Origin of the sequence: Virgibacillus salinus, from assembly GCF_900102415.1 — a bacterium.
GTDB classification, from domain to species: domain Bacteria; phylum Bacillota; class Bacilli; order Bacillales; family Amphibacillaceae; genus Lentibacillus; species Lentibacillus subterraneus.
This window is the reverse complement of record NZ_FNKD01000003.1, coordinates 661,820-685,108: the sequence shown is the minus strand read 5'-3', so window position 1 is coordinate 685,108 and position 23,289 is coordinate 661,820. Positions and strand designations below refer to the sequence as shown.

Annotated in this window: 24 protein-coding genes, 1 pseudogene and 2 other annotated features; of the genes and pseudogenes, 5 read left to right on the top strand and 20 right to left on the bottom strand. The window is 37.5% G+C overall.

Translation table 11 applies throughout. From position 1 onward, the window contains the following. Positions 1 to 43 precede the first annotated feature (43 nt). Complete coding sequence (locus tag BLS02_RS15385; protein ID WP_092493898.1) at positions 44 to 1,120, bottom strand: bifunctional 3-deoxy-7-phosphoheptulonate synthase/chorismate mutase; 1,077 nt, start codon at positions 1,118 to 1,120, stop codon at positions 44 to 46. Between the two features lie 122 nt (positions 1,121 to 1,242). Then, positions 1,243 to 1,477: a binding site (T-box leader), on the bottom strand. Positions 1,478 to 1,525: 48 nt separating this feature from the next. Further along, positions 1,526 to 1,755 (bottom strand) — a binding site (T-box leader). 346 nt (positions 1,756 to 2,101) lie between these two features. Between BLS02_RS15385 and BLS02_RS15380 the strand changes: the two genes are divergently transcribed. Continuing rightward, positions 2,102 to 2,986, top strand: a complete 885-nt coding sequence (locus BLS02_RS15380) for a GNAT family N-acetyltransferase (RefSeq protein WP_092493897.1) — start codon at positions 2,102 to 2,104, stop codon at positions 2,984 to 2,986. A gap of 74 nt (positions 2,987 to 3,060) precedes the next feature. On the opposite strand, the gene BLS02_RS15375 is transcribed toward BLS02_RS15380, so the two are convergent. After that, a complete protein-coding gene (locus tag BLS02_RS15375) occupies positions 3,061 to 3,822 on the bottom strand; it encodes an SDR family oxidoreductase (RefSeq protein WP_092493896.1) in 762 nt (253 codons plus the stop codon). A 265-nt stretch (positions 3,823 to 4,087) separates the two neighbouring features. On the opposite strand from BLS02_RS15375, the gene BLS02_RS15370 reads away from it, so the two are divergent. The 3 genes from BLS02_RS15370 (at position 4,088) to BLS02_RS15360 (ending at position 5,397) form a co-directional block, all read left to right on the top strand. Continuing rightward, positions 4,088 to 4,321, top strand: coding sequence for an SPOR domain-containing protein (locus BLS02_RS15370; protein ID WP_092493895.1), 234 nt, complete (start codon positions 4,088 to 4,090; stop codon positions 4,319 to 4,321). Between the two features lie 207 nt (positions 4,322 to 4,528). Beyond that, on the top strand, positions 4,529 to 4,909 hold the full coding sequence (locus tag BLS02_RS15365) for a cupredoxin domain-containing protein (RefSeq protein WP_092493894.1): 381 nt from the start codon (positions 4,529 to 4,531) through the stop codon (positions 4,907 to 4,909). A 71-nt stretch (positions 4,910 to 4,980) separates the two neighbouring features. Continuing rightward, positions 4,981 to 5,397, top strand: coding sequence for a hypothetical protein (locus BLS02_RS15360; RefSeq protein ID WP_092493893.1), 417 nt, complete (start codon positions 4,981 to 4,983; stop codon positions 5,395 to 5,397). A gap of 81 nt (positions 5,398 to 5,478) precedes the next feature. Here BLS02_RS15360 and BLS02_RS15355 read toward each other — a convergent pair whose 3' ends face one another. The 17 genes and pseudogenes from BLS02_RS15355 to BLS02_RS15285 form a co-directional block, all read right to left on the bottom strand. Then, positions 5,479 to 7,557 (bottom strand): heavy metal translocating P-type ATPase, encoded by a 2,079-nt coding sequence (locus tag BLS02_RS15355; RefSeq protein WP_092493892.1) that lies wholly within the window; start codon positions 7,555 to 7,557, stop codon positions 5,479 to 5,481. Positions 7,558 to 8,202: 645 nt separating this feature from the next. Beyond that, positions 8,203 to 8,364 carry a hypothetical protein gene (locus tag BLS02_RS19040; RefSeq protein ID WP_175559507.1) on the bottom strand — a complete coding sequence of 54 codons (162 nt, stop codon included), beginning with the start codon at positions 8,362 to 8,364 and terminating at the stop codon, positions 8,203 to 8,205. A gap of 87 nt (positions 8,365 to 8,451) precedes the next feature. Further along, on the bottom strand, positions 8,452 to 9,123 hold the full coding sequence (locus BLS02_RS15350) for a response regulator transcription factor (protein ID WP_092493891.1): 672 nt from the start codon (positions 9,121 to 9,123) through the stop codon (positions 8,452 to 8,454). After that, positions 9,116 to 10,504, bottom strand: coding sequence for a sensor histidine kinase (locus BLS02_RS15345; protein WP_092493890.1), 1,389 nt, complete (start codon positions 10,502 to 10,504; stop codon positions 9,116 to 9,118). The genes BLS02_RS15350 and BLS02_RS15345 overlap by 8 nt, the downstream gene beginning before the upstream one ends. 44 nt (positions 10,505 to 10,548) lie before the next feature. Continuing rightward, a complete protein-coding gene (locus BLS02_RS15340) occupies positions 10,549 to 11,454 on the bottom strand; it encodes a F510_1955 family glycosylhydrolase (RefSeq protein WP_092493889.1) in 906 nt (301 codons plus the stop codon). Positions 11,455 to 11,494: 40 nt separating this feature from the next. After that, positions 11,495 to 12,100 (bottom strand): class I SAM-dependent methyltransferase, encoded by a 606-nt coding sequence (locus BLS02_RS15335; RefSeq protein WP_092493888.1) that lies wholly within the window; start codon positions 12,098 to 12,100, stop codon positions 11,495 to 11,497. Positions 12,101 to 12,105: 5 nt separating this feature from the next. Beyond that, positions 12,106 to 12,324 (bottom strand): SHOCT domain-containing protein, encoded by a 219-nt coding sequence (locus BLS02_RS15330; protein WP_092493887.1) that lies wholly within the window; start codon positions 12,322 to 12,324, stop codon positions 12,106 to 12,108. A 249-nt stretch (positions 12,325 to 12,573) separates the two neighbouring features. Next, entirely contained in the window at positions 12,574 to 12,846 is a 273-nt protein-coding gene (locus BLS02_RS15325; protein WP_092493886.1) for a hypothetical protein, read from the bottom strand. A 621-nt stretch (positions 12,847 to 13,467) separates the two neighbouring features. Continuing rightward, a complete protein-coding gene (locus BLS02_RS15320) occupies positions 13,468 to 14,034 on the bottom strand; it encodes an NADPH-dependent FMN reductase (RefSeq protein WP_092493885.1) in 567 nt (188 codons plus the stop codon). 12 nt (positions 14,035 to 14,046) lie between these two features. Next, entirely contained in the window at positions 14,047 to 15,105 is a 1,059-nt protein-coding gene (locus BLS02_RS15315; RefSeq protein ID WP_092493884.1) for an LLM class flavin-dependent oxidoreductase, read from the bottom strand. Between the two features lie 529 nt (positions 15,106 to 15,634). Further along, positions 15,635 to 16,204 (bottom strand): annotated as a pseudogene (locus BLS02_RS15310) (GNAT family N-acetyltransferase). Then, positions 16,176 to 16,322 (bottom strand): hypothetical protein, encoded by a 147-nt coding sequence (locus BLS02_RS19450; protein WP_368073027.1) that lies wholly within the window; start codon positions 16,320 to 16,322, stop codon positions 16,176 to 16,178. Before BLS02_RS19450 ends, BLS02_RS15310 begins: the two are co-directional and overlap by 29 nt. Before the next feature lie 37 nt (positions 16,323 to 16,359). Further along, positions 16,360 to 16,758 (bottom strand): acyl-CoA thioesterase, encoded by a 399-nt coding sequence (locus tag BLS02_RS15305; protein ID WP_092493883.1) that lies wholly within the window; start codon positions 16,756 to 16,758, stop codon positions 16,360 to 16,362. A gap of 18 nt (positions 16,759 to 16,776) precedes the next feature. After that, positions 16,777 to 17,949, bottom strand: a complete 1,173-nt coding sequence (locus BLS02_RS15300) for an iron-containing alcohol dehydrogenase (RefSeq protein ID WP_092493882.1) — start codon at positions 17,947 to 17,949, stop codon at positions 16,777 to 16,779. 174 nt (positions 17,950 to 18,123) lie between these two features. After that, positions 18,124 to 18,336: a hypothetical protein gene (locus BLS02_RS15295; protein ID WP_245736151.1), complete on the bottom strand. Its 213-nt coding sequence runs from the start codon at positions 18,334 to 18,336 to the stop codon at positions 18,124 to 18,126. Between the two features lie 110 nt (positions 18,337 to 18,446). Then, positions 18,447 to 19,082 (bottom strand): hypothetical protein, encoded by a 636-nt coding sequence (locus BLS02_RS15290; protein ID WP_254788787.1) that lies wholly within the window; start codon positions 19,080 to 19,082, stop codon positions 18,447 to 18,449. A gap of 48 nt (positions 19,083 to 19,130) precedes the next feature. Next, entirely contained in the window at positions 19,131 to 19,862 is a 732-nt protein-coding gene (locus BLS02_RS15285) for a gamma-glutamyl-gamma-aminobutyrate hydrolase family protein (RefSeq protein ID WP_092493881.1), read from the bottom strand. Between the two features lie 410 nt (positions 19,863 to 20,272). Here BLS02_RS15285 and helD point away from each other — a divergent pair, with 410 nt between their 5' ends. Further along, positions 20,273 to 22,558 carry an RNA polymerase recycling motor HelD gene (gene helD / locus BLS02_RS15280; RefSeq protein WP_092493880.1) on the top strand — a complete coding sequence of 762 codons (2,286 nt, stop codon included), beginning with the start codon at positions 20,273 to 20,275 and terminating at the stop codon, positions 22,556 to 22,558. A gap of 296 nt (positions 22,559 to 22,854) precedes the next feature. Here helD and BLS02_RS19035 read toward each other — a convergent pair whose 3' ends face one another. After that, positions 22,855 to 23,013, bottom strand: a complete 159-nt coding sequence (locus BLS02_RS19035) for a hypothetical protein (RefSeq protein ID WP_175559506.1) — start codon at positions 23,011 to 23,013, stop codon at positions 22,855 to 22,857. Between the last annotated feature and the right edge of the window lie 276 nt (positions 23,014 to 23,289).

The window sequence follows — 23,289 nt, the reverse complement described above, 5'->3', positions numbered from 1 at the left end:
ATATTACATGCAATGGAAGAAAACTTAAAATCTATTATAAACCTTACGCTAGTTTCCCTTTAAAGACCTTTAACTCCTCGATAAACGCATTAAATTCAGGAATATTCATCTGTTGGGCAGCATCGGACAATGCAACTGCAGGATCTGGATGAACTTCCGCCATAATAGCATCTGCTCCAATCGCCAAAGCTGCTTTTGCCGCTGGAAATAGCAAATCTTTTCTTCCGGTAGAGTGCGTTACATCAACTACAACTGGTAAATGAGTTTCTTTTTTCAAAATAGGTACAGCAGAAATATCTAATGTATTTCTTGTTGCTTTTTCGTAAGTTCGAATTCCACGTTCACATAAAATGATTTGATCATTTCCTTGTGAAATAATATATTCTGCTGCATTAATAAATTCTTGAATTGTTGCAGATAGACCTCTTTTCAGCAATACAGGTTTCTCGACTCTCCCTACTGTCTTCAGTAATTCAAAATTTTGCATGTTGCGGGCGCCTACCTGAATAACATCAACATAATCCAAGGCTTCTTCAACGTCCTGTGGTGTAAGAATTTCACTAACAACTGACATTCCTACTTCGTCAGCAACTTTTCTCAAAATATGCAAACCTTCTATTCCTAAGCCCTGGAAGTCATATGGAGAAGTACGAGGCTTGAACGCTCCACCTCTCATTAAAGTAAGGCCTTGTTCCTTCATTGCTAGGGCAACTTCTTTCACTTGTTCATAGCTTTCAACAGCGCATGGTCCCATTATAAATCCTTGTTCACCATTACCAATTTTCTCGCCATTTATATCTACAATTGTATCTTCGGGACGTGCTTTTCGTGAGACTAATAATGCCTTCTTATGGTCGTCTTCCTGCAGTTCTAAACTTGCTTTAAAGATCTCCTTAAAAATATGTTGTATAGTTGATCTCTCAAAAGGCCCGTCGTGGTGCTCATCAATTAAATCAAGTGATTGACGTTCACGAACAGGATCAAACCGGACTGTACCTTGCTTTTCCTTTTGCTGACCAATCTCTTGCACAACTTCAGCTCGTTGGTTCAATAATGTTAAAATTTCCAAGTTGATTTCATCAATTTTATTGCGTAGTTCATTTAATTCATTTGTAGACATAAGTTAATTCCTCCTGATTTCGTTTTATTTCTTTTCTTATCACATAAACCATCAACCTGCTTCCGCTTCTCCAGAAGCATCACCTCCCTAAAAAATAAAAATCGCCCACTGCCGTCATAAACGACAGGGACGATTTAACACGCGGTACCACCCATATTGTGAACAAACAAAATAGTTCACCACTTTAAGATTGTTAACGATTAATTTACCGTCTTTCCCTTCATAAAGAGAATCTCCTTACTACGAGAAAGAAGCTCAAGGATTGTAATTCATGCTTATCTGTGACTGATTTCCACCACCATCAGCTCTCTTAAACAGGGAGATAAGACACTACTTGATTCCTTTCATTGCCTATAGCGCATTATTAAATTATACTAAAAAGTCCCTACTGGTCAGTTAATAACCAATAGGGACGATTGATATCGCGGTACCACCCTAGTTGTGAAGAATCACGCTTCACCACTTAAAAATTGTTAACGCACAATTTACCGTCTTTCCCTTCATAAGAATTTCTCCTTACTACGAAAAAGAAGCTCAAGGATTGTAATTCATGTTTATCTTTGACTGATTCTCACCACCATCAGTTCTCTGGAACAGGGAAATATAACACTACTAAATCCTATCATTGCCGGATTATATTAATTTATTTTCTATAAATTATAGTTTCACAATTATATTCTAAAATTCAGTAATTTGTCAACTCTTTTTTGAATTGTAAAACTAGAAAAAAATGAATTGTAAACTATTGTTGTCATGACACTTTTTGAGGTTGGCATTCGATTATATTTACAGGAGGGTACTATACTATATGCAAAACAAAAATTTAAGTGCCCAAATTAGAATACATGGTTTATCACCAATCCTTAATGCCTTAGTTACACTTATGTATATATTCTTAACTACAAAAAAGGTTTATCATTAAATAAGTAAGGTGGTAAAATTATGTTTTGAGAGAAGGAAACATTTAAGGAGTGGAGTAATATGGACAAAACCATCCGAGTTCTTAATAGTAATGATTTTAAACACTTAGAGAAGATGAACACAGGAATTGAGGATGATTATATAAAACGTATCTTTAATAGACTCATAACCGGAAAGAATCGTTTATATGGATTATTCCTGGATGACCAAATGGTTAGTTTGGGAGGATACTCTATTTATGCCAGCCGTTACGCAATGTTAGGCAGATTAAGGACAGATCGTCGATTTATGGGAAAAGGTTTTTCAACAGAACTGATGTACCATATGATGAACAAAGCTTTTCAAATTAACGGAATACAATGGGTTGGGGCAAATACACAGGAGCATAATACACCCGCAAGACGTGTAATGGAAAGAATCGGATTAACGCCGTATATTCCACAACATGCTGCTCAGACAAAAGATACCACTGCACTCGAGACAGGATCAGAACCATGGACACCTGTTACAGATCTACAGCAAAAAAAAGACTGGCTTAAAGAAATGTATAGTAAACCGACATCAATATTCCCATACGAATGCTACTATTCGTTTCCGGTTTCAAAAAACTTATTTCAAGAACATGACTTAATGAAATGGTCTTTTTATGAAAATCGATTAAAAACACGAGCGCTTATTACAAAAACTGATCAAAAAAAACATCATTATTTACATGCCATATACCCATGGAACGACATAGCTTCACAGGAAGGGCTATGGGAGACAATCGCAAATGATTACCAGCAGCTTCGAAATCAGACAGAAGAAGAAACATATATATGGATGGATCTAACAAAAGAGCAGGTCAACGCCCTCCCTGCAAATCACAAGTTCGCATTGCCATCACCATGGATCTTATATGGAATTGATAAATCAAATTGGGAAATGGCGCAAGCTCTTGCTTAGAGCCTTCATTCCAAAAAACAAGACTGAACACTTCAATGCCTAAAGAGTTCAGTCTTTTTAATGAAATAACGATATTAAAATGCAGCAGTCCAGCCACCATCAGCTGTTACAACGGTCCCGTTTACAAAACTAGATTCATCAGAAGCTAAAAACAGTGCAACTTGTGCAATTTCTTCCGGTTGACCCGATCGAGGCATTACTGCATGTGCGAGTTGGGTACGGCTTGCTCCGAACTCACTAATATTTTTCATGCTGGATGCAATGTTTGTTTCTACTCCACCTGGTGCAATAGCGTTACAACGAATGCCTTTCTCTGCATACATGAACCCTGTATTCTTCGTTAAACCAACGACTGCATGTTTTGAGGCACCATAAATAGCACCAGCATGAGCGCCATTTAGCCCACCAGTGGATGCGGTATTAATGATGACACCTTTTTCTTTTTCTAAGAAGATTGGCAGCGCTTTACGTGTTGCTCGCATTACACCTTTTGTATTGATATCAAAAATCAAATCCCATCTTTCATCTGTAATTTCACCGACTGGCTCCATTCCATCCATTATTCCAGCATTATTAACAAGAATATCTAGCGTCCCATACTCACTTACGGCTGTATCAATCATATTTTCAATGTCTGCAAGTTCTGCTACGTTTACTTTTACTGCCTTAGCTGTTCCACCATTATTAGTAATCTGCTCCGTAACCTTTTCAGCACCTTCAAGATTTAGGTCAGCCAATATAACTTTAGCTCCCTCTTTTGCATAGAGCTCTGCTATTGATTTCCCCATTCCGGAAGCTGCCCCTGTAACAACTGCTACTTTCCCATCTAATTTCATACTATTCCTCCCTGTAAATTGATATTTTCGAATAAAGTTCATGATCCGTTTTCTACATATTGAAAACGCTATCCTCCCTTAACTCCATAAACTTAGTATACTATAACTTTAGTATAATAATACTCGCATATTCAGAATAAACTACTTAACTACCACCACAATAATTCAATAGATTATTTAATCATTTTATAAAGATCCATGTTTAATGACCATTCCTTTACTTAACATTCGAGTATACTATTAAAACAAGTTAGGGAGGCTTTTGATGGGAAAGTATAAAATAGTAGTTGAAACTACTGGAATGAAAAAAAGTGCACAAAAACGGTACAACTTAATTACTAGAAATAAAATAAATGCTGACATTAAGACATATAAAACTGATGGTGGAGAAATTTATAGTGTAGAAGTTGGACCATATTCAGGGAAAAAGCAAGTTCTTCAAGATGTTGATAAAATTAAGAGCTTAGGAATAACTAATGCCTTTATTACAAATGGATAGGATTTGACCTCCAAAATAGTACCCTCCTTTAAAAAGCAATCTTCTATTAATAGTAGAAAATTGCTTTTTTGCACTGTTATCTACATATAATATGAAAAATAAATAAGTTCACACATTTGACTCAGTTTCTCCATAAAAAATGGATATTTAGTAATTACAATTAACACTGTAGTAAACAAATAGACTTAAAGTTTGAGGAGGATTTATATGAAAAAAGGATTATTAGCAGTACTGGCTCTTGGACTTATTTTATTTCTTGCAGCGTGTGGTGGAAGTGACTCAGGTGACTCTGGCAATGAGGATGACAGTTCATCAGCATCAGCTGCCAGCAATGAACTAAATATAACAGCATCCAATTTTGATTTTGATCAAGATGAATATACCGTTACTGCGGGTGAGGAAGTTGCAGTTTCTCTTTCAAATGAAGAAGGCATGCACGGTATTTCGATTGATGAATTTGATGTGAAGATTGAAGGTGAAGGCGAAGCAACCTTTACCCCTGAAGAACCAGGCGAATATACTATTTACTGTAACATCCCTTGTGGTGAAGGGCATGCTGACATGCAAACAACATTAGTTGTTGAATAAATGCAGGTACTAAGAAGCTGTTCTGATGGAATAGCTTCTTATTTTTGTACATAAAGTGAGGGAGAGCAAAAATGCATAAAAAGACAATTAGAATTGGTCTTATAGTAGTCATTGGACTAACGCTTGTATTATTCGTTACCTTAACATCAGGAAATGACGGTGCTGGAGATAGTCTGACACAGGAAGAAGTAGAAAGTGGACTGGACTTACAGAAGAACGGGGCCAACGGAACATATACTGTCAACCTTATTTCCGGAGACTTTGGTCAAGAATCAGAAGGAAAAGTACTTAATGATACTGACTGTACACCAGACGAAGAAGGCATCAGCCGCTGCCATAACGACATAGAACTAGTAGACTCAAACAAGGAAGTCACCATTGTTAACCCCCATAACATGAAAAACAACCGTTGCTTGAGACCTGGCGAAACAGTTCATTTATCACGAAGTCAAAATGGTAAGGTAACAGTTAAATTGATGGAATTGTAATGAAGTAAAAAAACGGTGCCAAAAGCAATTTTGCTTTTTAGGACACCGTTTTTCACTATGCAGTAGGAAAGTATAAGGGGTCTAAGCTTTTAATAACTTAGCGTTAATCGCAACAATAATCGTGCTCAAACTCATTAATACCGCACCAACTGCAGGACTCAATATAATGCCTATTGGTGCCAGAACACCAGCTGCCAATGGAATGGCGAAAATGTTATAGCCTGCAGCCCACCATAAGTTTTGTACCATTTTCTGATACGTTTTTTTCGATAAATTCATTAAAGAAACAACATCTTTTGGATTGCTCTTCACAAGTACAACATCGGCTGTTTCCATTGCTACATCTGTTCCTGCACCAATTGCAATTCCTAAGTCGGCTGTTGCCAGTGCAGGTGCATCGTTAACACCGTCACCAGTCATGGCAACCTTCCAGCCTTTTTCTTTAATTTTCTTCACTTGATTTGCTTTATCATCAGGCAACACTTCTGCATATACCTCATCGATGTCCAATTGCTTAGCGACCCAGTCAGCCACTTTTTGATTATCACCTGTCAGCATAATGGAATGGATGCCGTTTTCTTTTAAAGATGCAACTGCTTCTTTTGCTGTTTCGCGTACCATATCAGCAAGTGCAATCATTCCAATCAATTTATCTTCAACAAGTACAAATACAACTGTTTTTCCGTCTTCGGACAATTGATTGAATGTTTCATGATCATATTCCATATTCTGCTGATCGACATACCCTGGACTGACAACATTCACTTTTTTTCCATCTACTTTTCCCTCAATACCTTTTCCGGTTATCGATTCAAAGTCACTTATTTTTTTCAACGACAATTCCTTCTCTTTTGCCTCATTTACAATGCCTTCTGCAAGAGGATGCTCGGAATTTTGCTCCAGACTTGCAGCCCAAACTAGTATATCTTCTTTTTTTATATCAGCAGAAGGGATAATGTCTGTTACACCAAACTCTCCTTTTGTCAATGTACCAGTTTTATCAAAAACAACAGCATTTAGATTCCGTGCACCTTCAAAATTGGCACGATTACGAATTAACAGGCCTTGTTTTGCTGAAAGTGATGTGGAAACTGCTACAACAAGTGGTGCCGCAAGTCCCAGTGCATGTGGACAAGTAATAACCATAACAGTTACCATGCGTTCCAGTGCAATAACAAAAGAATATCCTAAAATAAGCCAAATAAACAAGGTAATGAACCCGGAAGCTAATGCAATATAAAATAACCATTTAGCAGCTCTATCCGTGAAGTCCTGTGTCCGCGAGCGTGATGCTTGTGCCTCTCTAACCAATTCTATTACTTGCGATAAATAGGAATCATCACCCGTTTTCTCTACTTTAATTGTCAGGGATCCTTCATTGTTAACTGATCCACCTATTACTTCATCACCTTTATATTTCTCAACTGGAACAGACTCACCAGTAAGCATAGATTCATCAACTGCGGATTTGCCATCAAGAATTGTCCCATCTACGGGAATTTTTTCGCCCGGTTTAACGAGTACTCTATCTTCATTTTGCAAATCAGATATTGCTACATCTTCTATATTATCGTTCTCATCCAATTTATGCGCTTCACTTGGCATTAGTTTGACAAGTTCCTCAAGTGCATTTGATGCTCCCATTACTGATCGCATCTCAATCCAATGACCAAGCAGCATAATATCAATCAGCGTGGCCAGCTCCCAGAAGAAGTCTTTGCCTTCCCAACCAAAAACAGTAAGTGAACTATAGCCATAGGCAACTACTATTGCAAGGCCAATCAATGTCATCATACCAGGGTTTTTATCTTTCAGTTCACTAATACCGCCAGTAATAAACGGCCAGCCACCGTAGAAAAATACGAATGTCGCCAGTGCGAACAGGATGTATTGATCAGTCGGGAACCCCCAATCAACGCCAATAAAATCCTGTATCATCGGAGACAAAATCAGAATAGGGATCGTTACAATAAGGGATATATAAAACCTTTTTTTGAAATCATTGACCATATCACCATGATCATGATGACCATGACCGCCGTGTTCACCGTGATCATGGTGATTATGTTCATCATGTTGGTGTTGTTCATGATGATCATGATTCTGATGTTCATGTTGCTTATGGTCATGTTCAATAGATTTACCATCTTTCCGTTCCATACATTGGCCTCCTCAAATTTACTAACTATATTTATTATCTACTTGGAACTATACCCCTATACAGTATTTTTAATCATTATTTCCATAAGTCAATTTCATAAATACTTATATTCATCATTTATTCGAATTGCGCGAACTAATATTCTATCGTTCGTGAATTCAAAGTACTAATATCGTTGATTGGAACGGAGGGCGGCGACTCCTGCGGGAATAGCATGAGCCTTGAGACCCCACAGTGCGATAGCACGAGGAGGCTCAAGCCATGCCCGGCGTCATAGAAAACACTGTGAAAGCTTCAGCTTGAACAGATGTCGCACTTGTACCCGGAGGGTGAAAGCGTCCGCCTGCAGTGGAGGTCAACAGGCCTAGAACATTTATAAATAGTTTTGAATTTACTGCTTTATTTTTTGAATTATGAAATTGATTTCCATTTTTAAACTTAAAAAATGTGGCATTCGTTCTTATGAAAACGGATTTTGCTTTGCTTTCCTAACTGCTAAAAAATGGAACCATCTCTAAGTAAGATAGTTCCATTCATGTCGTTAGCTAATATAATAAACATTAAAATTGGTTATCCATGTGTCGATTAGAAAATTCATTACCATTGGAACCATGGCAGTCTTGATACAATTGCTCCATCTCTTGTTAGTTCATGTTTGGGTGCATATCCTTCATAAAAGGAACCATCTCTTCAAAACTCCACCCATTTTCACCACCGTTATCAGCAGCACCATGTGCGAAAACAACATTACCTACACCTAATGCCACAAAAACAGCCAATGCAATTGCCAAAAGTTTCTTTTTCATTATGTGTTCCTCCCTTCATTCACTACTATAAAGAAGAGATTTCGAGAACATATCAAGAAAATGTTACAACATAATGAACTTTTATAACTACTTGTTAATCCACTTATACCCAACTCCCCAAACTGTTTTAAAATGATCATCAATTGGGAATCCTACTTGCCTGATTTTCTCTCTCATATTCCGTACATGTGAATCAACTGTTCTTCCTTCCGTATTTGTATCAAATCCCCAAATCAAATCAATTAGCTGCTCCCTGGAAAAAACTTGATTTGGCTTTTTCAACAGATGACCAACCATAGCAAACTCCTTAGGGGTTACTTTAATAGGCTGGTTTTTATAAGAAAGCTCATACCTTTCCTCGTCCCATACCAGTCCATTCGTTTCTATGCGATTTGCTGGAGTTCTTCTGCGTAACAAAGCTTCCATTCTGGCCAATAATTCATTTTCATTAATAGGTTTTGCAATATAATCATCTGCACCTAACTTTAAGCCTTTAACAATGTCTTCTTTTTGGTCACGAGCTGTTACCATAATGATTGGAACATCAGATATACTCCTAATTTCCTGACAGAGCTCCCACCCATCCATTTCAGGCATCATAATATCAAGTAAGACAATATCAAAGTCTTCCTCTTCTAAAAATAGTAATGCTTCATTAGCTCCTTGTGCTTTTTTACACGTATAATCATGCGGTCTTAAGTACAATGCTAATAAATCTAACATACGCTTTTCATCGTCAATTATAAGAACACTATACATCATTGCCACCTCTTATTAATCTTATGATAACGCTCGTACCTTCGCCTTGTTCGCTTTTAATTTCTATCTGACCACCATGTGCTTCTATTATTTCCTTGGCAATTGTTAGCCCTAAACCAGATCCGCCACTTTGCCTTGATCGCGACTTTTCAACACGATATAAGCGATCGAAAACATATGGCAAATCTTTATTAGGTATACCTTCTCCTTCATCGGTAATGGCAACGATTACTTCTTTTCCTATTTGACTTACTTCAAGCTGAACATTTGTACCTTCAGAAGAATGCTTTTTGGCATTATCCAGTATATTTACTAGAACTTGTTCAAATCTTTCAGGATCAACAAAGGCAACTGTATTTTCAGGACAGTTTATTGTAAAGTTGATATTTTTTTCAGCAAAAGCAGGCTTAATCCGATCAGCTATAGAATGAATAAGCTTATGCAAAGAGACTTCTTCACGCTGAATTGTAAATCTATTCCTGTCCATCTTAGCTAATTCAAATAAATTCCTGATTAGTACCGATAAGTGTTCTGACTCTTCACGAATGATTGTGGTATACTCTTTCACTTCAGATTCGGTTATGTCTTGACGATTAATAATGTCAGCATATCCCTTTATATAGGTTAAAGGAGTCCTAAGTTCATGTGAAATGCTGGCTAAAAACTCATTTCTGGCAGTTTTTAGCTGGTCAAGTTCGTTGGCTAATTTTGTAATAGACTTAGCCAACTCTCCCAACTCGTCCTTTCTATCCGTGTGTAACTCAACTTTGTTTCTTCCCAAACTTAATTGCTCTGTTGCTTCTTTCATTTTAATTAAGGGATAGGTAATAAACCTGGATAAAATAAAGATAGTAATAATCGTTAGACCAAATGTAAGTAGAGCTATTACAATAAACTGGTTGCTGAGCTGATTGACGTTTTTCTTTACATCGGCTGTATCTGCAAACATAAAGACATGACCTCTTTGGTCCCCACCAACATTCACAGGACTTTCTGCTGCGATATATTGTTTATCATCCCAACGATCTTCAACAACTCGTCCTTCCGTTTGGTTTGCATTGTAATTAACGGCTTCAAGCACTGGCCTCATTTCTTGCTGAATAGTATCAGAATGATTGATTACATTACCTAATTCATCTGTAATGACAACTACAAAATCAGAAGCTGATTCCATTATTCCAACATGTTCCAAGGTCGATTCGTTAAAATTCAGCTCCAATACTTCGCTATGTGTATTGGCACGTGCTAATAAATTGTCAAGCACATCTTCAATTCGTTCATTCGCTATATTCGTGTATAGTACAAAAAATAAAAGCGATTCAATAATTAAAATAAATACAAAAAATAGAAATCCAATTTTAAATGAAAGTTTAATAAACATAAACTACCTCTTTATTTCTAAATATAGATGACAGACTTATAACATTATTTTACTTTTCCATTTTCCAGAATCTGCAACCACGTTTCAGTTGAATCCTCAGATATATAAGCATTTCCTTTTGTAGTATATATAGCTAACTCTTGATCATTTTGTTGATTTTGGGCAATATTTACAGGACCATCTTCAGTTAACTCTGGAAGATTAATTGTCACTTGCTCGCCAGTTTTTATGTTAAATTTAGCAAGGGATGGTGTAGAGTCATAGCTTGCATAAATCAAATTTTCCTCATTAAAATAAACAGCTGTCCCCTGTACACCTTCTGTTATCATCTTAAAATTCTTTCCTCTGTCATTGGACAGATAAATACCAGTAGTTGTCGCTGCTGCTAAATAATCAGAATCAGACGGATGAATAGCTAATGCAAAAACCTCACCTTCTATACCTGAAGCAACTATGCCTTCCCACGACTCTCCATTGTCAGAACTTATATAAAAACCTAAACCCAGCTTAGAATTTTCCTTATGATTTTTTAAAAAGATATCATGGCTAGTATAACCTACAGCCATTTCATGAAAGTCTGTTTCACCTACAAAATCGATACTTTTTAAAGTTTCTCCACCATCAAAGCTACGCTGAATACCTAGCGGGTTCGGTAAGTCTGAATCTTTACCAGGATGTCCTGATGTGTAGAAACCTTGATCAACTGGACTAAATCCCATATAATCGTTAAAATTCTTCGTCGTTTCAAACCATTCACCATCCCGATAAATTTTCAGGCCAGTATGAGATGCAAAATATAATCCGCCATCATTTCCAGCATACCCCATACCATGAACATGCTCTAAACTCCCATCAAACGACTCTTCAAATGCTTGATCGTCATTACTGTTACATCCGGTTATTAAAATTCCCGTTAAAATTATAATAAGAAATACTAACTTTTTTATCATTTGGTACTACCTCCATTCAGTTATTAATGTGCAGCGTTTATTAATTAGGAGTCAATACCAGCTTTCTCATAATGGATGTCATTAAATAGTTTTGCTCCTTAACTGTTAAGCCAGCCTTTTCTATGTTTTCGATCGTTTTACGATTTACATTAGCACCTACAATTCTTACTGTTAGCGGGTTCACAGCATCAAGTATCCTGGCTGCAAACGGATGCTCACTCCGCATATGCTCAAGCATTACTATCTTACCGTTAGGCTTCACTACACGACGAATTTCTTTAAATCCGGCAACCGGATCAGGTACTGAACAAAACACACATGTTGAAACTACAACGTCAAACGTATTATCAGGAAAATCCATTTGTTGTGCATCCATTTCTTTCAATGTAATATCAGCCGCAGTCTTGTCCGTTTTACCATACGCCTTTGCCAGCATTTTGGGACTAAAGTCAATTCCAGTGACATTTACATTTGAAGGATAGAATGGAAGGTTGGACCCAGTACCCACCCCTACTTCCAAAATATCTCCATGCAAATTACCAAGTAACTCTTCACGCCATGATGACCTAATCATATGATCCATCACATCAAACACAGATGATATCCTATCATACCTTTTCTTAATGATGTCTGTATGTCGGTTCATGCTCATCACCCCCTCTTATCCCGTTCTAGTACAGATTTTAACTGTTCATACTCTGCTTCACTTATTTCTCCTTTTGCCAAACGTTCCTTTAGAATTTGTAATGGCGTTCTCTTGCGACCGCCATTAAGATAATTTGTAATTAGGAGAATGCCTAAAATAAATAATCCAATCCAAAATATAATCATTATCCATCCAAAAAATCCATAACCATTCATCATGTGCATCGCATAACCACCTCCTAGCTTTTCTCAGTATATCCCAAAATTATCAAGAAAGTATGCAAATTTGCTAAGAGGTCCTATAATTTACCAACTATTTAATACCAATTATTTCAAACTCCTACGGTAAACTCAATATTTTAGTTGTATTTAGAAAACTTGGGATATCACCAAGCCTACTATGCAGTAGATACTTGCTTAGCTGCAAAAAAAGCGCCTTCCTTCATTAAGGATAAGCGCTTGACCTAAATAGCTTTATAACACATCACTATTATTTTGCTGTGCTTCCTGCACTTGCTGACGCGTATCATGCAGCTGTTCATATGCTTGCTGAAATTGTGGGTTCTCTGTAGCTTCAGTTCCCGCCTGCTGAGCCTTTTGCAATACCTGTTCTGCTTGCTGTAACTGCTTTTCAGCTTGCTCTAACAATTGAGGATCTGAGCCTTGGGCAAGCCTTGCAGCCTCTTGGGCATCCTGTATCTGATGACTCGCTTGCTGTAACTGTTGATGCAAGTTCTGTCGTACCATAGAAACATCCTCCATTAGTTTTAATGATCAATAAAATTCATTTATATTATTCCTTGTATTGGAGGTTTTATGCTATTAAAGAAAGTGGCTGAGACATAACTAATACTTTCAACTTTAAAGACGAATAACAACAATATAGGATGTTTGATCGTTCATTTTCAATAGTTCGACCTAATATGTAGTTGATATAAACTGCAAAGTAACTTAAGATAACCGATTTGTAGTATTTAGTGTGACCCTCTGACCACGAAGTTGGAATGGTTTAAAAGGTTAAAATCTTGTTTTATCCATTAATATAAATTTTGTTAACTATAGGATATAGAGAGCAATATCCAGCGCAGGAAATACACGTAGACTCCTGCGGGAGGAAAGGCATAGGCGAGACCCCGCAGTGCGCAGCACGAGGAGGCTTGCCAGCCGCCCTAGGTGCGCGAAGTGTATTTCCGGAGCGGTGTCATAGCTCTTAATTTTCTTTTAACTTGTGTCGCATTTTATATCTAATCAGCACAAAATAATCCGAACTAATTCAAATTCTATTTCAAGAATTTTGAATCCTAGTTCGGATTTTACCTTGACTAACACACTTTTGTCCCGGTCACTTTTCTAATAGCAATTACTCTACTAGAAGTCGTATTCCGCTTCTTTTGCCTCACGAATACTCGTATATGTTTCTGTTAATACGACTGTATCTTCCACTAAACGATCAATGCGGAATAACACATCATCATTGGTAATTTCTTTTCGATAGAAATCCTCTTCTTCGATAAATACATACGTCTGAACAATTTGTGCTTTCATATAACCTAAAATAGGCTTTATTTGATTTTCTGCAATCAAATAATGCTTGGGTGAACCTGCAGTCACAAGCATACCGACAACTTTATCGCGAAATGAATTCTCAGGAAGTAAATCAAATATGTTCTTTAATGTGGCTGGTATGGATGCCTGAAAAATTGGTGTACCAATAATGATTGCATCTGCTTCCATCATTGTTTGTGTGATATATTTTGTGTCGCCTTCATATTCCAAATAATTGCGTCCATCACTAAACTGAACGTTATATTCTGCTAAATCAATTAATGTCGCTTCCACATTCGGATATTTTTCAGCGATTGCTTTCATTGTGTAATCCATAGCTGTTCTAGTTTTTGAACCAACTATTGAACCAGATAACCCAACAATCTTCATGTTCTCTGCCCCCTATTTCTTTACAGTATATTTTTTAATGGCTGGTAAAATTTCTGTACCAATCAGCTCAATATTTTTCATTAGCCGTTCAAAGGGAACACCACCAAAATCGATTTGTGCAATATAACGTTGGTGACCAAATACTTCATGCTGATAGAGAATCTTTTCAATGATTTCTTGCGGACTGCCGATGTTCATGACATTATGCGGATCTACACCCTGTGCAAAGTGCTGCTTAGGAAACCCTTGTCCGTTGGTTCGTTTCATTCCTTCATTGATGTGAGGATACATATCTTTTAAAGCTTGCTGTGAAGTCTCTGCTGCATAGAAAAAACCAGCCGTCGCAACAGGAAGTTCTGCTGGGTCAAATCCGCTACGCTGCGCAGCATCACGGTAGGCATCAACAGCTCGTTTAAAAGCAGTAACTGGACCACCTAAATGAGCTAAAAACATCCCTACTCCAGCATTACCAGCTTTTCTGGCACTGGCAGGTGAACCACCAACAGCACGCCAAATTGGCATTGATCCATTTTGCGGACGCGGAATAACCCTAGCATCCTTTAATGGTGGTCGATATTCTCCACTCCAATTGACTACTTCCTCTTCATTAAGTTTCAGCAGTAGATCAAACTTTTCTTCATATAATTCCTCGTAGTCACGGAGGCTATAGCCTAACAAATCAAAGTTCCCTACTCTGGATGCACGGCCAGCGATAATCTCCGCACGTCCCTTTGAAATTAAATCGATTGTTGCAAAATCCTCATATACACGCACAGGATCCAATGTACTGATAATCGTTGATGAACTGGATATTTTTATATTTTCTGTTGCCTGAGCAATAGCTGATAATACAACAGAATGTGCCTGCGTTGCAAAATAATCCTGATGACTTTCACCAACACTAAAGAAATCAATACCTGCCTGATCAGCAAGCTTCGCATATTCAATAATTTCATTAACGCGTTGTCCCGCAGGTATTCTCTCTCCCGTTGAAGGATCTGGTAAATGGTCACCTAATGTATATATACCTAACTCCATTCCTTTACTTTGATCGATTCGATAATTTTGCATTATTTTCCTACCTTTCTTAATTGCCTATAGAGGAACAAGTTTGTACTTAAGGTTTACTATTTGTGCCGTTTAGAACCATCGCAAACGCCAAATAAACTCAAAGGCCCTTCACTTCTCCTTTGAAACAAAGTTATTTTTCATAAGTACAATTATTTCAAACTAAGTAAATTTAATCAATTACTTAGTCTGAGTATAAGCCATCGCTGAGATTGTAGCGGATGGAACTGCGCTTGCAGATTAAAAGCTACTGAAAACTGAATAAACATGAATGACGACTGAATAAGCTCCGTTGAAAACTGATTAATTGTACAAATGACAAATCAAAACTGAATAGGAGCCATTTTTCACCGTTTACCATACAAGCCACTAAAAAAGCAGCCCAATTAAGAGTACATAACGTCTGTGTAGTCCGAAACCGAACTGCTTACAGCTAACTAACACACATTTTTATTTATTCTGCTGTAGATTTATCTTTCCTTACATTATTTAACCACGGGACAAGAGGGACAGGAACCTCGTCCCATATGCATCAGACGAATAAATGCATTAAAATTAGTTCCTGATAACTATTATCCAGTTTTACTCCCTTTACTTTTCTTCCCTCTTCATGAAATCCAAACTTCATATAATGCACTTACTTTACATTCCATCACTTCTAGACAGATTTTCTCAATAGTATTGTTAGCTTTTACCCAGTTAACCACGTATGTAATAATGCCTTTCCAATACCATGATTACGATAGGTAGGTAGTACAGTCATCCCAATAGAACCTTGGTGACTTATCTTATCTTTTTCTCCATTTTTAAATTCTAGTGCGCCCACCAAAGTATTGCCCGCTTCAGCAATAAACTGAATATGATTTGGGTTTTGGGTAAAAGCCTCGATTAGCTTTTGCATATCTGTTAATTTAACCTTTTTTGCATCTTCCGCAGTACTTAGCATATATGGCGCATCGACTAATACTTCTGAGGAAGCAGCCAATATTGCTTCCGCATCCTGTTGTTTCGCTTCACGAATCGTGATGGTTTTACCACTTTTGGACTTATATTTGAAATCATCTGCTGAAATATTATTTACCTCTATTTTTCCCCCGGTCATAACTAGTTAACCACATTTCTGCGTAGTCAACGGCATCTTTTACCGAAAACAATCGGGACTGCGCTGAACTTACATAACCTTTAGTTATCTCGTGACTTTTTTCAAAATCACTACTGATTTGCTGAAATGACTCCTCTAAGTTATCCTTCCATCCTTTAATTCTCTTGATATAAGTGTTGCTCCAGTTCTTGTTTAATAGGATCAGGTATTGGTTCAGACTTTTGCTTCTTTAAATCGTAATTCACATATGTAACGGTTGCTTTTACACATAAGCGTTCATCCTGCCAAATTTCCTCATATAACTGCAGACTGGAATTCCCTATCTTCTTCACCCATGTACAAACGATTACATCTATTCCAAAAAAAATCTGGCCAATGTAATCAACATTCATCTTTAAAATAATCATTTTCCAATCCTCAAAAGAAAGATCAGGCGTAAATAATCGGAACAGATCAATCCGTGCGGCTTCCAACCAAACTGGAATCACCGTATTATTGATGTGTCCAACCCCATCCGTTTCAGAGACTCTTGGCTCGATAACTGTTTGGTACATCTGCTCTCAACCTCGCTATTATGAATTTTGCAATAGACCTTCATATGCATTCGTGTAAATCTGTTTAATGGAATTCTCATCTAACACTTTAGGACTTCTCGCAAGCAGTCTTGTTTGTTGTACTCCGTTTTCAGTCAAAACGTCAATATCAGTTGATTTAATATTATAATCTCGTATTGTTGCCGGCAACCCGACATCCTTGATTAAATCCAGAAAACCTCTTACTACCTGTTGAGCCACTTCCCTGTCTGTCTTCCCATCTATTGGCAGCGATAAAGCCACAGCAATATTTTTCATTTTGTCCATACATGCCATCCAAATATGATCATACACATATGGCAAAAGAACGGCATTCGATTCACCATGCGAGATTTTAAATAATCCACCAAGCGGATATGCTAAGGCATGAACACCCGCGACCCCCGCATTATAAAAGCTTAATCCAGCAAGCAAACTACCTAAGGCCATCTGATCTCTGGCATGTTCGTCCTTGCCATTCCACACAGCTGTTCGAATATTACCGGCAATTCGTTTCATTGCATCAAGTGAAAGCGAATCAGTTAAAGGCGTTGAATTCACAGACGTATAAGCCTCAACTGCATGAGTAAGCGCATCAATCCCGCTTGCTGCAGTTACTCTAGGCGGCAACGTATAGGTTAATGCAGGATCAACGATTGCGTAGTCTGCCAGCAGATACTCATGTGTAATCACATCTTTGGTATTCTCGAGTGAAAATACAGCAATATCCGTGACTTCAGCACCAGTCCCAGATGTTGTTGGAATTAATACCTTTGGCAGCCCTTTGTTCACTAATTTCCTTGTTCCGCTCAAATTCAAGTAATCTTCCACACGGCCATTATTACCGGCAAGTACTGCAGCAATCTTTGCTAAGTCAAGCGCACTGCCACCACCAATTCCAATAACTAAATCCGGTTGTTTATCTCTTGCTTCTTCAACTACTTGATTACCACTTTCCAGAGGCGGCTCCGGTACAACGTTTGTAACAACATCAACTCTTACATCAATTCTATCCATAATCTTCAATAAAGGGTCAATAACCCCAAGACTTTTCAAAATAGGATCTGTTAAAATAAAAATTCTCTCAACCTTTAACTCTTGCAAAATATCCTCTAACTTAGCTAGGGCTCCCTCACCATGATAGATTTTCTTCGGAGATATAAACTGATCCATCAATTACCCAACTCCTATCCAAATAATTCTGATAATTATATTTTATCAGAATTGGAGCAGATTAGTTAGAAAACTTAGCTTTTTATAAAAGGAATATTAGTATTAACTGCCAAAAGGATGAATGTCAGACAAGGAGCTTTTTGCCTCCTTGTCTGACCACTTGCTTTGCTTAAATTAAGGAGAATCTTCCAATGAGGCTTTAGCTCCCATATTCTTTTTCTTTTTATTAAATCCTTTGTCAAGTTGCCCGGCATTTTCAATATCTCCAGACATTTCATAACCTTCAACTTCTACATTTCCAGTGGTTCCATACAGCCCCATACCACCAAGCTCGGTATTTACATTTTCCTTCGTTTTCTTCTTTTTTTGGTCAGCCAACTTTTTCACCTCCATAACTCCTAACTTTCCCAGCGAAAAAGATGTTATCCTGCTATTGCCTGAAAGGACAGACTGACGTACATCCAGCATAAATATTCAGCCATTCTGCCCAATTCTCACTACAATAGTATTTCAATCTCGTTTCTATTATAATTATCAGCTACACCTGGTTTTGAACTTAAATAATTTAATACCTCAGTATTTTCAAGCTCTAAAGTTGTTTTTAAACCATTAATGATCATACTTAGATATTCTTCAGATGGTTTATTATAAGGAACATCTAAATCCCAATCTGCTGTAAAAGTTAAGATTGGATATCCACCCTCTTCACCTAAATATAAAATAGTTCCATACCAAGAATCTCTTAATGTTTTAGATCCATCCTTTATAATTTCAATTAAATCTATATCTAATGCAGCACCGTTATTTTCCTGTTTTACCACATCCATAAATTGCTCTACTGTTATTAAATATTTCCTGCTGTATGTATGATGTTTTTCATCTTTATTTAATCCGATGAAAGCTACCCCTTTGTTTTGCCAACGCTCTGATGATTTTGCAAAATATAAAGGATAACGCATTATATATGTCGTTTCTTTTATAGGAAGAGACTTATCTTTACACCCAACCTCAACTTTTTCAGATCCTCTGGGTTTACCACCTTTTATGTAACATAAAAATCTATCTCTGCTTAAATTAGAACCATAGCTCGCATACCATACGTATTTTATATTTTCCAGCCTGGAATCAATCACAATCACATCCTAAAAATCTTTATAATATTAGAAAAGCTATTACCTTTACTATACTGTGTTTATACACTCACCGACAAACGCTTTAAATAAATTTTGCATGTTTGAATCCTCGCTAGCCATCTCTTCAGGGTGCCATTGAACCCCCAATAACAGTTTGGTGTATTCGCCTGTTCCTTCAACTGCTTCAATGACACCATCTGGAGCGACCGCAACAATTCTAAGGCCAGACGCGATTTTATCAATAGCTTGGTGATGAATGCTATTAACTCTGTAGGTTGTATTATTTAGAATTTCATAAAGCCAACTGTTATTCTCAATTTGAACTTCATGAGTGGGCTCCGGTCTTGCTGCTTGCTGATAATGATTAATAGCATTTGGATTATTGGATTCTATGTCTTGTATAACTGTTCCGCCTAACGCAACGTTTAGCATTGTAGCCCCTCTGCAGGTGGCAAGAATCGGCTTTTTCTGTTTTAGAGCATGTTCCACAAGCCCAATCTCCGTTTTATCACGTTTTTCATTGGTCTTTTGTATTCTTGGATCAGGATTTGCTCGATACGAATTTGGATCGACATCTTCTCCACTGCTTAAAATAATTCCATCACAGTTGGAGACCCATACTTTTGGCATTTCTTCCGTACCAGTTGGAATTATAATTGGGGTTCCACCTGCCTGTATTACTGAACGAATAAACCTCTCGTGCAAATTAACACTCTTAATATTATTGTGATTGACAATAGAACTGGTAATTCCAATAACAGGATTGATTGACTGTTTCATTTCATAATCTCCTTCTCCATGTCCCTCAAATCAGTTAGGAAAATAATTATTCACACTCATTTATGTTTTCCAATAGTCAAAAGACAATTCATATGGACACAGAAACAGAATCTTCCACCTTATTAAAATTAGTTGAAAGATGTTAGATAACTCATAGCTTAGATGTTTTTACATTAATTTGGGCATATATAAGAAAAGGGGTTACAGGGGCTTCGCTACTAATGATGGAAATAGCCTAATACAAAATAAAAAGACAACAACAGTAAAAACTATTGCTGCCCATAGCTAATTATGGTAAACTAATATAATGATCATTACTTATATAGATGAATATAAATATATCCAATTATATTATATCATCAGTTATATTTAAAGTCAATGAAAAAGTTTTTAAGAATGGGGTTGGTGGCATGAGCCGGGAAGCTGAACAGCATCGAGTCAATGAAATTATCAATGAAATTAACAACAAAGAGGAAACGATTTATAAAAAATCTGCAGGATTAAAAGACACAATCATCAATCTGCGCGAGAATTTTTGGGATGATGTGACGGTTAACCTGGATGAACCTGATGACGTAATCGAAACGCAAGCAAGCGTTAAACAACAGGCCGAGTTGCTGATTGAACGGGAACAGCTCCACGGGAACATGGACAAGGAACTGAAAAAACTCAAGAAATTAAAGGACTCCCCTTATTTTGGACGAATTGATTTTATTGAAAATGAAAATGAAAATGAAAAAATATATATTGGTACCTCCTCCCTGATGGATCTGGAAGAAGAAAACTTCCTTATATACGATTGGCGTGCTCCCATTTCCAGCCTTTATTATGACTACGCTCCCGGGAAAGCGCAATATGAAACAATGGATGAAACAATAACCGGGGAAATCTCATTAAAAAGGCAGTTCATTATCAGACAAAGCAATATTATAAGCATGTTTGACACCGGACTTACAATTGGTGACCAGCTTCTCCAGCAAGCCCTGGGAGATAATGCAAGTACAACAATGAAAAGTATTGTCGCAACCATCCAAAAGGAACAAAATAAAATCATCCGTAATGAACGGAGTGATCTTTTAATTGTCCAAGGTGTTGCCGGGAGTGGAAAAACATCTGCAGTCCTGCAACGAATAGCGTACCTTATGTATCGATTTCGAAAAGAGCTTAACGCCAACAACTTACTGCTCTTTTCACCGAACCCGTTATTTTCAAGCTATGTCGCCAATGTACTTCCTGAATTAGGGGAAGAAAATATCCAGCAATCCACCTTTTATGATTTTTTGGAAAAGCGGATCGAAAAGGGTATTACAATTGAGTCCCCTTTTTCCCAAATGGAATATACATTAACGGAAATGGACGAGAAAGATTATGATAGTCGTCTTACTAACATGACATACAAATCAAGTTTGGATTTCAAGTCGCTATTGGATGAGTACATCTTCCAACTGAACTATCACGGTATTCGATTTAGGAATATTACGTTACATCACGAAGTCCTTATTTCAAAAGAGCAAATTTCTGACTACTTCTATTCACTGGAGGAGATTTCTCTTCCAAACAGAATGGAAGCTGTTGTTACGTGGCTGTTGCATGAATTACGAAAAAGCCAAAAGCAGGAAAAAGATAAGGACTGGGTAATGGAAAAGGTTGAACTGCTGGACAAGGACGAGTATTTAGAGGCATACCATTCCAGCCAGCAGAAAGATGAAGAAAATTCAAGTTTGGAAGAAGAATTCCTGCGTAAAGAAGTTGTGAAGCGCCACTTTGCCCAGATTAAAAAACGGGTGAAACGCTTTGACTTCGTTCATGTGCTGGTGACATACCAGGAAATGTTCTTGAATTGGGAAACCGACCAAACTCCTGCTGACTGGGGAAAAATCCGAGCACATACCGCTGCCAACTTGTCGCAGAAGTTTTTAACCTGGGAAGACGCAACACCATATCTTTATTTTAAAGGCAGACTACTTGGTGATGATTCAGAACGGTCAGTTCGTCACCTGTTCATCGATGAAGCACAGGATTATTCAGCATTCCAGTTTGCATATATCAGGCATATTTTCCCTTACACCAGGATGACATTACTTGGTGATATTAATCAGGCAATATACGCATACGCTACTGAGGATAATCCGCTAATACCTGCGACACTAGAGCAGAACCATGAACAAATTACCCTTACAAAAAGTTATCGATCAACGAAACAAATCGTAAAATTCACAAAGGACTTTGCCCCTGGTGAAGCAGTAATCGAATCATTTGAGCGATCCGGCAACAAACCTAAATTGATTAAGTTGGAGAATAAGGCGAATAGAACCGATAAGGTAATTGCCGAGATTGAAGAACTTCGCAATGATGGAAATGAAACAATCGCAATTATTTGCAAAACACTAAAGGAATGCGATGAACTTTACCAAAAGCTTCAGGATAAAATAGTAATTAGACAAATAACAGAGCAGACTTATTCATTCGAAAAAGGATTGCTTATTCTGCCTATTTACTTGGCCAAAGGAATCGAATTTGATGCTGTTATTATCCCTGAGGTTTCTGCCGGGCACTATGCCAAAGAGTCAGATCGTGCACTCTTTTACACTGCCTGCACTAGAGCGATGCATGGACTTCATATGATCACTTCGGAAGAACCTTGTAAATTTATTAAAGAGGCAGAACCGGAAACATTTGAAGTTTTCCACATATAATACGAAAAGGCGCCGGCTGGATATTATATCCCCGGCACTTTTTTTGGCAGTTAAGAAAGTATAAATACTTTCTTACTGCATAAGTGCAACTAAGGCACTCGCCATTAAGGCTTGGCGAATGCCAAGTTTTCTAATTCCGATTATCTTTTCAGTTTGTGAACTTCGGCGGGGTAATTGTGAACTTCGAGCAGCCTATTTGTGAACTTCAGCGAAATCAGTGTGAACTTCAGCATTGCGCGGCAAATGCACTTCAACACGAGTTAAAAGAGCATGCCACTATGGACATGCTCTCCCATTTATCGCTTTCTCTTGTTTCTTTTATTTTCCTGATTTAGAAATTCGGTGTCTTCTGCTATATCTGTGTCATTCTTCTCGCGCTTCGGTTCTGTATCATACTTCAATACATTCTGCTGCTTACCTGTATCCCGATTGTGGTTTTTATTTTGTTCTGACATGTAATTAACCTCCTGCTGGTTATCTTGGCGGCCGGTTTTGCCGATATTTTTTATCATCCTTCATATCGTTTAACTCTTCCTTGCTCTTGTTCTTCTTCTTCTTGCCCTTACTCAAAATAAATCCCTCCTTTATTTGGCAGTTAAGAAAAGTATAAATACTTTTTTACTGCATAAGTGCAACTTAGGCTTTCGCCATAAAGACTTGGCGATAAGCCAAGTTTTCTAATTAGTTTTAACAAATCATTCGTTTTAATACTCCTGACAAAAGCTTACACT

Excerpts from the sequence above, each read along its gene's own strand:
- helD (WP_092493880.1), top strand. The coding sequence starts at position 20,273 with ATGAGCCGGGAAGCTGAACAGCATCGAGTCAATGAAATTATCAATGAA.
- BLS02_RS15340 (WP_092493889.1), bottom strand. The coding sequence starts at position 11,454 with ATGATAAAAAAGTTAGTATTTCTTATTATAATTTTAACGGGAATTTTA.
- BLS02_RS15325 (WP_092493886.1), bottom strand. The coding sequence starts at position 12,846 with ATGGTACGACAGAACTTGCATCAACAGTTACAGCAAGCGAGTCATCAG.
- BLS02_RS15350 (WP_092493891.1), bottom strand. The coding sequence starts at position 9,123 with ATGTATAGTGTTCTTATAATTGACGATGAAAAGCGTATGTTAGATTTA.
- BLS02_RS15320 (WP_092493885.1), bottom strand. The coding sequence starts at position 14,034 with ATGAAGATTGTTGGGTTATCTGGTTCAATAGTTGGTTCAAAAACTAGA.
- BLS02_RS15385 (WP_092493898.1), bottom strand. The coding sequence starts at position 1,120 with ATGTCTACAAATGAATTAAATGAACTACGCAATAAAATTGATGAAATC.
- BLS02_RS15365 (WP_092493894.1), top strand. The coding sequence starts at position 4,529 with ATGAAAAAAGGATTATTAGCAGTACTGGCTCTTGGACTTATTTTATTT.
- BLS02_RS19035 (WP_175559506.1), bottom strand. The coding sequence starts at position 23,013 with ATGTCAGAACAAAATAAAAACCACAATCGGGATACAGGTAAGCAGCAG.
- BLS02_RS15315 (WP_092493884.1), bottom strand. The coding sequence starts at position 15,105 with ATGCAAAATTATCGAATCGATCAAAGTAAAGGAATGGAGTTAGGTATA.
- BLS02_RS15345 (WP_092493890.1), bottom strand. The coding sequence starts at position 10,504 with ATGTTTATTAAACTTTCATTTAAAATTGGATTTCTATTTTTTGTATTT.
- BLS02_RS15330 (WP_092493887.1), bottom strand. The coding sequence starts at position 12,324 with ATGCACATGATGAATGGTTATGGATTTTTTGGATGGATAATGATTATA.
- BLS02_RS15375 (WP_092493896.1), bottom strand. The coding sequence starts at position 3,822 with ATGAAATTAGATGGGAAAGTAGCAGTTGTTACAGGGGCAGCTTCCGGA.
- BLS02_RS15355 (WP_092493892.1), bottom strand. The coding sequence starts at position 7,557 with ATGGAACGGAAAGATGGTAAATCTATTGAACATGACCATAAGCAACAT.
- BLS02_RS15300 (WP_092493882.1), bottom strand. The coding sequence starts at position 17,949 with ATGGATCAGTTTATATCTCCGAAGAAAATCTATCATGGTGAGGGAGCC.
- BLS02_RS15360 (WP_092493893.1), top strand. The coding sequence starts at position 4,981 with ATGCATAAAAAGACAATTAGAATTGGTCTTATAGTAGTCATTGGACTA.
- BLS02_RS15285 (WP_092493881.1), bottom strand. The coding sequence starts at position 19,862 with ATGAAACAGTCAATCAATCCTGTTATTGGAATTACCAGTTCTATTGTC.
- BLS02_RS15380 (WP_092493897.1), top strand. The coding sequence starts at position 2,102 with ATGGACAAAACCATCCGAGTTCTTAATAGTAATGATTTTAAACACTTA.
- BLS02_RS19040 (WP_175559507.1), bottom strand. The coding sequence starts at position 8,364 with ATGAAAAAGAAACTTTTGGCAATTGCATTGGCTGTTTTTGTGGCATTA.
- BLS02_RS15370 (WP_092493895.1), top strand. The coding sequence starts at position 4,088 with ATGGGAAAGTATAAAATAGTAGTTGAAACTACTGGAATGAAAAAAAGT.
- BLS02_RS15305 (WP_092493883.1), bottom strand. The coding sequence starts at position 16,758 with ATGTACCAAACAGTTATCGAGCCAAGAGTCTCTGAAACGGATGGGGTT.
- BLS02_RS15335 (WP_092493888.1), bottom strand. The coding sequence starts at position 12,100 with ATGAACCGACATACAGACATCATTAAGAAAAGGTATGATAGGATATCA.